We start from the raw sequence: 10,716 nt of genomic DNA, 5'->3' as shown, positions 1-10,716 counted from the left end.
CGTCCTTTTTGGACGGGCGGGACGCCCATCCCACAATAACAATTAAAATTGTAAGTTATTTAATTCGCGATCCTAAGTTAAACTTTTTTTGTTTCCGATTCGATCGCGCTCATGTCTGAATTACCACCGCTGAATAACGAAACTATTTGGGCTATCCTCAACGAAGAAATCGACGATGCTGCTGTGAACCGATTAGTTTGGCAGTATCTGGGCTACCGCTGGGATGCGGAGACTGGCAAGTGGAACAGTGCAGGTGTTGCACCCGAGTGGCGCCAAGAGTACCCGGAACCGCCGGATTTTATAGATTCTAGGCCGGCGACGGTGAAATTGACTCGATCGACCCCTCCAGAAAACAAGCAGTTGCTGAAGGAAAAATTGGGGTTTAAGGGCTATAAAATTGGGGAATTCGGGCCGAGACAGACTCGCAGGGCGACGATGGCTAATTGGTTGATGGGTTTTATGGAAGCTGGGGCCTAGGAGGAATTTTGGATGGCTGTGCGGTTTTTGCTAGCGTTAGATACAGTACAGAGATATTAGATTTGGGGGCAAGAAAATTCCTAAATCCCTATTAACGATTGAAACCTTTATCAGAAAATTGGGTTGAAAACCCTGTCCTTGTAGGACGGCTTTTTTCCATTGTTAAGTAAAATAACAAATCCATCTTAACAAATGAATATGGTAGAATAACCAAATCAGACAAGATGTAAAAACCTACCCCCGGACTGGGGGAAAGTCTACGCCCAAAACATTTTTGAGGAGATATGACTACGCACCGGTAGTGCCCAGAGTAGTCAGCCTGGGAACCCTAGCGATAGGGATATTAAGACTGAAATGTCTTAAGAATCCCCGTGCCTTAAGGCCGGGGAGTGTCAATAAACTCTTCCTCTCTTTCTCTGAGTTCTCTGCGTCAAGAGCGGTTAATTAACAAAAATTCCGCCTGTTGAAAGTCAAAAACACTAAAACCCGCCAATTCCAACATCCTCACCCCAACCCTGACATCGGGCTGTTCCGTAAAGTATCCTAGAATCGGAACAAAACAACTGTGAGGAAAGGTTTATGAAAACAACCACCATATCTCGCTTAACCAGCATTTCCCTCGCTACCCTAATGCTAGCGGGCGTTTCAGTCAACGCGACCGCCACGCCAGCCACCACCCAACCCGCAACCCAACTCGCCCAAGCTACTGCCAAAAAGCGCCTAGTCGTCATGGATTTCGACTACGGCACCACCAACAGCTATTACACTTCCTACAGGGGAGTCGGCGCCGCCAAAGGCATCAGCGAACTGCTAATCAACGAACTCGTAAACAATGGCACTTATACAGTAGTCGATCGCAGCAAACTCGAACAACTGCTCAAACAGCAAAATCGCAGCGGTACCATGGATGCCGGCACCGCAGCAGAAATTGGCAAGGAGTTAGGAGTTGACGCCGTGCTCATCGGCACCATTACCAAGTTTAATATTGACAAACAATCAGGCGGCGGCAGTTTCATGGGAATTGGCGCAGGTTCGCAAAAAACCAAAGCTACCGTTCAAATAGACGTGCGGTTAATCGGTACAGCTTCAGGAGATATTCTTGCCACCGCCAAAGCAGTAGGAGAAGCCGATCAAAGCGATTCTAATATTTCCGTCAGGGGAATCAGTAGCAATTCCGGCAGCAGTAATGAGGATACACTTTTGAGCGCGGCAGTTGACAAAGCCGTATCACAAATGGTGACTAAACTTGCAGAGGTATCTAAGAAATTAGGTTAGCAATCAGGCATCATATCAAATAGGCTGATACCAAATCCGGCTTAAATATCCCCTCATCTCGCTTGTCTGTCCGAACCTGCGTCCTATCGCGTCAACTCCGGCAGACTTTATGTGTATAGTTTGAGGTCAAAAGGTTTCAACCGCCTCCTTCATAAAGGGAGTAATAAACCCGGATTTGGTATTAATTATTTTCCGGGCGATTGTGCTAACAGATTTGATATAAGCGAAGGATTTTAAACTCGCATTCAATTAACTACAAAACCAACGCTTCAGCCTTGTTTTGCTGGTTATTGCTGCACCTGCCAATGGACTCAACCCAGGTACACTGTCCAACCAGGGATTAGGAGAGATGTCACTACGGGAACTCCTTTGCCACCCCAGGTTTGGAGAAGCAATCAAGGTGACAACATCGGGATTTCGATCTCGGAAAGTAGAATAAGCTGCGTCGAGGTGCATCGGGCCGCCGTCGGGATGTCCCGGAGGTCGGTGTTGCAGTTCTTCCAGAAACCGCAGGAGGCGATCGAAAATCCTGCCATTTACAGCGTAAAAATGAGCGGTCATCACCCCCTCAGAAAAGGGTACGAGGGCGACAGGAGAATTTTCTTTAACCTTTGCGAGGTGTCCGAAGTAGACGAAATTCCAATCAGGCTGACAGAGTTGTTCGACGATAACAGCTTGGTCTATTCTAAACTTTGCTGAAATTTCTAGGTCGTCTTCTACAATCAAAATATTGCTCAACCTCTTGTGTTTTGCCTGCTTGAGGATAGCTACATGAATGGAAAAGCATCCCCTTGCCCCAATGCTGGGGAAACCTCCAGCTTCGTCGGGCCCGATTGCGGGAAATATCTCAACCTTTTGGGGCGTGAGGGGCATTGCTGCTTCCTGTAATTCCTTGACTATGAGTTGCCGTCGGTCTTTCCTCTAAGGGAGATTTACTGCATAAACTCTCTGGAAATAGTCTGTAATTTTCGTCATAGTTTGATCTCGAATCAAGAAGTTGATGAATCTTCGGCTTGAGCGTCCTCAAATTTTATTTGAGGTCTGTGTCTGCCTGAAACTATTCTATTTTTAGCAAGCTGCATCTTCCATTTTCCTAAACTTACTCAAATTACCTCGGTCGGAGCTAGCATTAACAGTTTAATTAGCATTGGGATTTGAGTCAGAAGCAACGCATTTCCCCTGTTTAGTTGGGTTTAAGACTAGGTTAGACACTACTTTAGAAACGGCAGCTTGTTCTTGAATCCATCCGATTTCCCCTGCTTGCAGCTTGGCGATTTCTACTTCAACAGTTGGCTTAACTTCCGGGGAAGGCGAGGGAGTGGAAGTTGCCACAGCAGGAGATGGATTCAGTGCGGGTTTTGAAACTTTAGAAAAATCTTTATTTGACTCGGGTTTCGGAGAGTTCGACGGCACAATTTCAGGAATCGAACAAACTTTCAATTCCAACCAATTGCCTTGAGGCGTAAGCTGTTTGTTTGTGACCTGCAAAACGCTGCCGGCAGGGACTGTTCCTTTGACAGTCAACTCACCGATTGCGACTCGCAAATCCAAGCTCTCGCCCTCTTTTCCCAATTCCCCACCTGCAGAACTTTTAATCTCTATAAACGAGCCTGTTTCTAAAGATTTGACCGGAGGAGGTACAGATTCAACTATTTTCTGCGGCGTCTTTCCAGCATTAATTAAACCGCGTTTCCCGAAAAGCGACTCCCCGGCAGTATCGATCGCCCGACCCACCGGAGGAATGAAAAAATAAGAAAATACACCCCCCAAACCTAACAAAAATACAATTTTCAGCAGCAGCGAAAATGAACTTTTGCTTTTTTCCGGCTGTAACAATTGCGTTTTCCCTTGAGAATCATCACCGCCAAGGGTTGTGGGCGTCAAATCCGTTGGCAAATCGTCGGTGTCGATAATTGGTTCCGGAGGCGTATCTAAAGGTGCGACAAACAATTCTGTTAAAGTATTGCCTTCCTCCCTCAAATGTGCCTGACAGTGAATTAAAGCAACAGTGACGTTATCGTGACCGTTTCTAGTGTTAGCAATCTCAATCAGTCGATCGCGCGCGGAGGCCACACCAATACTGCCATCAAGAATGGGCAAAATCTCGGCTTCCCAACATTCCTCAACCCGGTCTTTATCGCTCAAACCGTCGGAGCACAGCAGCAAAACGCAGTCCTCATCCACCGGCAAACGTTGCACAGTCGGGTGCAGAGTGTTGGACGAAGTAATGCCCAAAGCTTGAATCAGAGCGCCGGCGGCCACTTGTTCCAAAGCATCCCGGTAGAGCGAGTAGCCCAAACGCACCTCGCGGGAAGCTACATCGTCGTCGAGAGTAACTTGATAGCAGCCAGTGCGGGTAATCCAGTAAGCCCGACTGTCTCCGACGTGGGCGACGTAGAGTTCGTGAATGTGGGCTAAAGCCATAACTAGCGTAGTTCCCATCCGCTGGCGGCCTTGGCGGTGTTCGCTGTCGTTGCGACCGGCTATCTTGTCGTTAGCAGCACAAGCCGCGCGTTCCAGCTTGGAAGTCAGGCTCAGCGGGTCCCAATTAGCCGGATGCAGGGGCATTTGGTCCAACTTGTCCCGCAGCACAGCTATCGCTTCGGCCGAAGCGATTTCGCCGCCGTCTTGTCCGCCGATACCGTCGCAGACGATCGCGCAAGCCGACGATCCGGGGTTTCCGGAGAACACCGTACCGCTGGGCGGATAGCAAGCATCTTCGTTGTGAGCCCGCGCTCTGCCCACATCGGTACCCGTGGCAATCTCAACATGACGATCGTAAAATCGGCCGCACTTTGCCAGAGCTTTATCCAACTGGCCCATCAGTTGTTCGCCGTTGCGCACTTGACCGGCAACCATTTGCTGGCAAAGTTGCCTCAAAAAATTGGCGATAGCTGGGTGAGCATCTTCGAGCCACTGCTGCCACAATTTGCCCAACTGCGACAAATTAGGCGGTTTGCGATCGGGCTGGAATTCCAGAAACCGCACCAATTGCCCTTCCACGCGCTGCAGTTCCGGAGTCAGCAGCGTGGAAGCCACGCCCTGAGAGATAAACGGCTGCCACAACTGGGAAATTTGCCATAGCCAATTGAGCTGGCGCATCGCTGCGGCTCCTTTCCAGGAGTCCCCCAATTCCGGCATTAAAGATTCTGTCACCTTCAAAATCGGCCCGTTTTCCAGCAGCCAGATATCTCCCGAGAGCTTGCTCCTCTGGGACGATATCAGCCCGTATACTTGAGGTACGTGCAACTGATAGGCAAATAGTCTCAGATAAGGAGTGACAACACTCGGAATCTCTTCGGGCATTTCCGGCAACTGTTCGGGTTGAGTATCGACAAGAAGTCGATCGCGCTTGACCAAGTAGCGACCAGCGATCAGATCGCCTGGCTTACACCCTTTGATCCCTTCACCTAAAGCCCATAAGTAGTGTTTTGCCACAGAGTTTTGCATAAGGGTTGCTGACGCCTTTGGGCCCAGTGCTGATCTGAACTATTTTAGCGCTTGAACCTGGACGGGTTGATACGTGGCGATTATTTGACACCCCCGCTTTCTCAACAGACGGGGATTCTTAAGACTTCGCAGTCCTAATATCCTGATTTTTCAGGTTCCTAGGCTCACTACGTTTGCACTGTTGTGTGCGTAGTGAGATCTCCTGACAAGGTTTTAGGCGTGACTTTCCCCCAGTCCAGGGGTAGGTTTTAAAGTCTTCTACGGACACAAATAGTCTACCATTTGGTTGACCCGCCGATGAATCTTGCTAGGAACTTTCAGAGTTAGAGGCTCGCGCGACCCCGAAGTCATCGGCTTGAAATCACGCTGTTTTCAGCATATTCCTGATAGTGGCCCTTTCCGAAGAAATCGCGGCACTCAAGCGAATTGAGATTTTAGACTAACTATAATGGTATGATGTAGCTAGGTAGAAATCACCTGAGCCGACAGGTATAAATAAATATCAATTCTCGGTTTTCTCCCCAAGAGTGTTCCGTGCCTCGTTCCCGAGTTTGGCAAGTAAAGTTAAATTTAACCTTATCCAAAGACGGATACAAGCCCCCAGATTCATCTGTGGAGTCTATCTAAAGTCTACAATCTACAATCTACAATCTACAATCGACTGACCGGCCTCTGCAAGCTGTTGAGTTTTTAACCATGCCCCTACATGAGTCAAGCGCCTTTCCCGAGAATTTGCCCGATGCGAAGCTGCTGCCTGCACCTGAAATAGACGAAATACTCACTAGCGTTCAAAATTCTCACAGTTTTTATTACAAACTGATGAATCTTGAGGTTTGGGCGCTGGTGCAAACCTTGGATGGGGTGTTTCCGGGCGCTTGGGGTCAGTTTATGGCTAACCGCCAACTTGCAGTTAAACAGTTTTTGGAGCGCGATCGCAATTCTACTAAGGGTGCGGTTGATGATGCTGGGGATGCGGGGGAGGAGTCCGATGGAAGTCGTCAAGCCTGAAGAAGCCGGATGTCAGGAGTCAGGGAGTTCGGAGTCAGGAGTTAGAAACAAGCAGGAAGAAGAATAAAAGCAGATTTTCCCAATTCTCCCCATCTGGACTTTTCCTTTGTATCGAAGTCTAGATCCCCCTCAATCCCCCTCAATCCCCCTCAATCCCCCTTAAGGCGGGAGAGGAAAGAGAACCCTCCGATCCGACCCCTACTTCCCCGGACGCGGGGGAGTAGGGGGCCTGAATCAGGGGCGATCGAAACTCAGCTACAAGCGACATTTATTATCGGTTTCAATCTTAAGTTGACATAAATGCCGATCGCCCTTACAGGTGAACTTTGGAATCAACTTGAGGCAATCCCATGCTGTAGTTGACAGCGCGGCCGTTGAGATTGTAGCTGATTTGGCCTTTTTGGAGGAGCGATCGTACCAAGTGTTCCAACTCCGAACCGATACGGCGGAGGTTGTACTCGGTCAAGTCTTCGCCCTCGTATGCGTCTACGAGTTGGTCGAATTTGGCATATACCTGTTTGATTGACTCATCGTTCCAGTTAAGTTCGTTATCTGGGTCAATGTCGAGGGTCAAAAGGTCGTTGCTGGGGACGAGTTCGTTGTCTTCGAGGATGGCGGTGTATATGCGAATATGGCGGGTTGTTGACTTGAGCTGCATGACTTCTTATGTGTAAAGATTTTTTGCTGAGTTTATTGTAATGGCTGGGAGATGCGCGGGGAACTGCGGATGAGGAGGATTGAACCGCGAAGACGCAAAGAGCGCGAAGGAAGAGAGGGGGAAGGGGGAAGGGAGGGCGGGCGATCGTCAATTTCTGGGAATCCCGAAATATTTTAGTTGTTCGGCAGTCCAATTTTTGTAATATTCAGTTTTCTCTAAAGCATCGGAAGCTGGCTTCAGCTTAGAATTTACTTGCACGGTGAAGCCCGGATACGGCATCCTCCTAGTATGAAGCCCGTCAATATTAAAATCTTCTTCAGGATGAGCGTGAAAAGCCAGCAACCCCAACTCTGAAATCTGATTATTCAGTTTGTCTATCAATTCTTTAGTTTGCGGCGCAGTAATTGCTGTTTTTTCGGGATTAATTACTACCATTATTTCAAAGTCGGAATTGTAAAATTCATGAATCGATTTAATTATGGTCGAATCTCCATCGAACTCAGTCAGCGCTGAAAACCGCTCGATTTTGAATAAAATTTGATTAGCCAAGCGTGCCTTTTTAGTGAAGGGACAAATCGGTAAATCGCTGAAAATGGGATGCGGTAACTCGACAAACTCGGTGATCCATCTGAGGGTAGATTCTATTATTTCCGTTTCCGATTCATTCATGGAAAATCTATATATTTGATATTTCACACTCATCATACTATATTTGTAGGGCGATGCACACCCCACCCTTGGTGTCAACTTAAGACTGAAACCCATAATAAATGTCACTTGTATCGAAGTCTCGATCCCCCTAAATCCCCCTTAAGAAGGGGGACTTTGAGTGCTTCCGGTTCCCCCCTTTTTTAAGGGGGGCTAGGGGGGATCTCCGGGTCAATAAAACACGCCCTAATCCTTCCATTTCTATGGACTCTATTCGTTACTACAAACATTAATTCATTCGTGAATTGTGCCATCTGGCATAATTGCGCCTGCGAGTTTTGCCGTTTCCAGATTTACCGCCCCACTTAGGTTCGCTCCCTTTAGGTTGGCTTTTTCTAGGTTTGTATTCTGCAAATTTGCCCCGCGCAAGTCTGCCGAAGTTAAGTTGGCTCCAGTAAAATTACCATAACGAAGGTTAGCCCCACAGAGATTTCCTTCAGTTAATATTGCTCCGCTGACATTACATTGAAGAGTTCCACTAACCAGATTAACTTTGCTCAGATTAGCACCACTAAAATTTGCCCCACTTGTTTCTGTATTTTTCAGATTCGCTCCACTCAAGTCTGCGGCAGTTAGGTTAGTAGATGCTAAATTTGCCTGCATCAGGTTGGCTCCTATCAGGTTTGCCGCCGTTAAGTTGGCACTACTCAAATTTGCTTCGCTTAAGTTGGTTTTATTCAAATTAGCTTGCAGGAGTTTTGCACCCTGCAAATTAGCCTTAGTTAGATTTGCACCACTCAAGTTAGCTTCACTCAAGTTAACTCCGCTCAAGTTACGACGAGCTAGGTTTGCTTCTTTCAGTGAAACATTAGGAGCGATTAAGCAAGCACCTGCTTTAACAGGGTCAAAGCCTCTGGGGAAGATAGTCTCTGCGTTGTAAAGCGCTTGTTGAAGTTTTGCTCCTTCAAGGTCTGCCCCTTCAAGGTTTGCCTTTAATAGGTTAGTATTACTTAGGTTTGCATTACTTAAATCAGCCTTCATCAATTGTGAGTTCCTCAAATTCAACCCAGTTAAGTTTGCTTTACTAAGGTTTGCCCTGCTGAAGTTTGTTGACGACACATGAACACTACTGAGATTTACCCCACTCAGATTAGCTTCACTTAGGTTTGAGCCTTGCAGATTTACTTCACTTAGATTTGCCTTTATGAATTTTGCTTTCTTTAAGTTGGCTGAGCTGAGATTGGCTTTGTGAAGGTTTGCATGAGATAAATTTGCCTCACTCAGGTTAGCACCGTATAAGTTTGCTTCAGAGAGTTCTGCACCGCTTAAATTAGCGCTACTCAGGTTGATTAGACTCAGGGCTATTCGGCTCAGATTTACTCCTGATAGATTAACTCCAGTAAAATTTCGTTCTTTCTGATTATACCGTTGCAAAAATTCCTCAGCAGCGATCGCTGGTTCCAGATTTTCTCCTGCCGAATCATCTATTTTTTTCTCTTCCTCAGATTCTACCGTTTCCGCATTTACAGGAGTAGCCGCCGGCTGTTCTACCGCTTCGCTAGATACGGGAATCGGTGTCTCCCCGATCGCCTCTTCCCGCAATAGCTTGTCCACCCGATCGCTAAACCGCCTCACAACCTCAGCATCATCAGCATTCTCAGCAGCCTTCGAGCTTTTATCAACCGCATTCTCAACATAATACTTATCTACAAAACTTTGCAACCCAGCATTATATCCCTGTCCTACCACCTGAAATCTCCATTCGCCATTCTTCTTATACAAGCGTCCAAATTCTAAAGCCGTCTCTTGGGAAAATATCTGATTTAAATTGTACCGAACCAATTCGCTAACAGTTTCTCGATTGTACAGCCTGATAAAAGCATTTGTAACTTGACTAAAAGTTTGATTCTTTTCCTGTCCCTCGTGAATAGTCACAACAAACACAATTTCCTGAATAGCAGAATTGATTTTACTCAAATCCAGATAAACCGTCTCATCATCTCCCTCAATTTCTCCATTCCTGCTGTCTCCCGAATGCCGCACCGAACCGTCCGGCGATGTCAGATTGTTGTAAAATACAAAATACTTTTCATCAGGAATGCGACCGTCTGCCGCTAACATAAAAACAGATGCGTCAATGTCGCAGTTTTGCGCTGTCTGGCTGACTTGCCAACCCAGGGCGATCGCAATTTTACTGAAATTAGGAGTTTCTTTAGAAAGATTGAACCTTTCACCCTTAGTTAATTCGATACTCATATGCGATAATTCCCTTACCTCATAAATGGTATTAATTATCTCATCTATGTTAACCCGATCGCAAATTGGATTTTATCTCGAAGACATCGAAACCCCAATTGGCAGAACCGTCAATTTAACTATTACCGGACTCATTCTTTTATCTTCCGCCAGCTTCATCGCCGAAACTTACCCGCTTTCGGAACCTGTTAGAATTTATTTGCAAACTCTCGATACCGTCCTTTTAATCGTTTTTGCAGTTGAGTATTTATTGCGGCTGTGGTGTGCTGAAAATCGAGTTAAATTTATTTTTAGTTTTTTTTCAATCATTGATTTGCTGGCAATATTACCATTTTTACTGGGATTTGTCAACGTCAGTTTTATCCGCATTTTTCGCTGGTTTAGAATACTCCGACTCATCCGTTTTCTGGAATTAAAAATTTCTATTTTCCGCATCAGCAGCGAAGATGGGGTAATTTTTGCTCGGATTTTGTTTACTTTGCTGGCAATAATTTTTGTTTATTCTGGTTTGATTTATCAAGTCGAACATCCGGAAAATCCCGAAAGTTTTGGAACTTTTTTGGATGCTGTTTATTTCTCGGTTGTCACGATGACGACGGTGGGATTTGGCGATGTTACTCCGATTTCGGAATCCGGTCGTTTTCTGACTATTTTGATGATTTTGACGGGAATTGCTCTGATTCCTTGGCAATTGGGGGATTTGATTAAACAATTAGTTAAAAGTGCTAATCACGGAGAAGCTGTTTGTAAAGGTTGCGGTTGGTCTGTACACGATGCTAATGCTAGATTTTGTAAAATGTGCGGCACTCAATTAGATAAGTAGTTAAGCAAAATTAATTACACAAACAAACATTATGCTACAATAACACTATTGAGTTGTACAGAGAGATATTGTGTATGTTTTTACTTAGAGATGTTAATCCACTTTCATTTAAATTACTAAT

At 46.1% G+C, this 10,716-nt stretch carries 9 protein-coding genes; 4 read left to right on the top strand and 5 right to left on the bottom strand.

Going from position 1 to position 10,716, the window contains the following annotated elements:
* Positions 1–111 precede the first annotated feature (111 nt).
* Both QUB61_RS34990 and QUB61_RS34985 read left to right on the top strand, forming a co-directional pair.
* Positions 112–477, top strand: a complete 366-nt coding sequence (locus QUB61_RS34990) for a DUF1823 family protein (protein WP_333135477.1) — start codon at positions 112–114, stop codon at positions 475–477.
* Between the two features lie 579 nt (positions 478–1,056).
* Positions 1,057–1,752 carry an LPS assembly lipoprotein LptE gene (locus QUB61_RS34985; RefSeq protein ID WP_333135475.1) on the top strand — a complete coding sequence of 232 codons (696 nt, stop codon included), beginning with the start codon at positions 1,057–1,059 and terminating at the stop codon, positions 1,750–1,752.
* Positions 1,753–2,001: 249 nt separating this feature from the next.
* Here the strand turns inward: QUB61_RS34985 and QUB61_RS34980 are convergent, their stop codons facing one another.
* Together QUB61_RS34980 and QUB61_RS34975 are read right to left on the bottom strand one after the other, a co-directional pair.
* Complete coding sequence (locus tag QUB61_RS34980; RefSeq protein WP_333135474.1) at positions 2,002–2,625, bottom strand: hypothetical protein; 624 nt, start codon at positions 2,623–2,625, stop codon at positions 2,002–2,004.
* A 264-nt stretch (positions 2,626–2,889) separates the two neighbouring features.
* Positions 2,890–5,202: a protein phosphatase 2C domain-containing protein gene (locus tag QUB61_RS34975; protein ID WP_333135472.1), complete on the bottom strand. Its 2,313-nt coding sequence runs from the start codon at positions 5,200–5,202 to the stop codon at positions 2,890–2,892.
* A gap of 696 nt (positions 5,203–5,898) precedes the next feature.
* Between QUB61_RS34975 and QUB61_RS34970 the strand changes: the two genes are divergently transcribed.
* A complete protein-coding gene (locus QUB61_RS34970) occupies positions 5,899–6,210 on the top strand; it encodes a hypothetical protein (RefSeq protein WP_333135470.1) in 312 nt (103 codons plus the stop codon).
* A gap of 313 nt (positions 6,211–6,523) precedes the next feature.
* Here QUB61_RS34970 and QUB61_RS34965 read toward each other — a convergent pair whose 3' ends face one another.
* The 3 genes from QUB61_RS34965 to QUB61_RS34955 form a co-directional block, all read right to left on the bottom strand.
* Positions 6,524–6,868 carry an NAD(P)H-quinone oxidoreductase subunit M gene (locus QUB61_RS34965; protein ID WP_172186354.1) on the bottom strand — a complete coding sequence of 115 codons (345 nt, stop codon included), beginning with the start codon at positions 6,866–6,868 and terminating at the stop codon, positions 6,524–6,526.
* 147 nt (positions 6,869–7,015) lie between these two features.
* The gene (locus QUB61_RS34960; protein WP_333135467.1) at positions 7,016–7,537 is read right to left on the bottom strand and encodes a hypothetical protein; all 522 of its coding nucleotides are present in this window, start codon (positions 7,535–7,537) and stop codon (positions 7,016–7,018) included.
* A gap of 273 nt (positions 7,538–7,810) precedes the next feature.
* Entirely contained in the window at positions 7,811–9,772 is a 1,962-nt protein-coding gene (locus QUB61_RS34955) for a pentapeptide repeat-containing protein (protein WP_333135465.1), read from the bottom strand.
* A gap of 46 nt (positions 9,773–9,818) precedes the next feature.
* Here QUB61_RS34955 and QUB61_RS34950 point away from each other — a divergent pair, with 46 nt between their 5' ends.
* On the top strand, positions 9,819–10,595 hold the full coding sequence (locus QUB61_RS34950; protein ID WP_333135464.1) for an ion transporter: 777 nt from the start codon (positions 9,819–9,821) through the stop codon (positions 10,593–10,595).
* Positions 10,596–10,716 lie beyond the last annotated feature (121 nt).

The sequence above is a fragment of the Microcoleus sp. C2D2 genome (assembly GCF_036702495.1).
Lineage (GTDB): Bacteria > Cyanobacteriota > Cyanobacteriia > Cyanobacteriales > Microcoleaceae > Microcoleus.
The sequence above is the reverse complement of the archived record's forward strand: the minus strand, read 5'-3'. Positions and strand labels throughout refer to the sequence as shown.

Bases quoted from the DNA above. Each gene is read 5' to 3' on its own strand.
- QUB61_RS34985 (WP_333135475.1), top strand. From the start codon at position 1,057: ATGAAAACAACCACCATATCTCGCTTAACCAGCATTTCCCTCGCTACC.
- QUB61_RS34955 (WP_333135465.1), bottom strand. From the start codon at position 9,772: ATGAGTATCGAATTAACTAAGGGTGAAAGGTTCAATCTTTCTAAAGAA.
- QUB61_RS34990 (WP_333135477.1), top strand. From the start codon at position 112: ATGTCTGAATTACCACCGCTGAATAACGAAACTATTTGGGCTATCCTC.
- QUB61_RS34960 (WP_333135467.1), bottom strand. From the start codon at position 7,537: ATGAATGAATCGGAAACGGAAATAATAGAATCTACCCTCAGATGGATC.
- QUB61_RS34970 (WP_333135470.1), top strand. From the start codon at position 5,899: ATGCCCCTACATGAGTCAAGCGCCTTTCCCGAGAATTTGCCCGATGCG.
- QUB61_RS34965 (WP_172186354.1), bottom strand. From the start codon at position 6,868: ATGCAGCTCAAGTCAACAACCCGCCATATTCGCATATACACCGCCATC.
- QUB61_RS34975 (WP_333135472.1), bottom strand. From the start codon at position 5,202: ATGCAAAACTCTGTGGCAAAACACTACTTATGGGCTTTAGGTGAAGGG.
- QUB61_RS34980 (WP_333135474.1), bottom strand. From the start codon at position 2,625: ATGCCCCTCACGCCCCAAAAGGTTGAGATATTTCCCGCAATCGGGCCC.
- QUB61_RS34950 (WP_333135464.1), top strand. From the start codon at position 9,819: ATGTTAACCCGATCGCAAATTGGATTTTATCTCGAAGACATCGAAACC.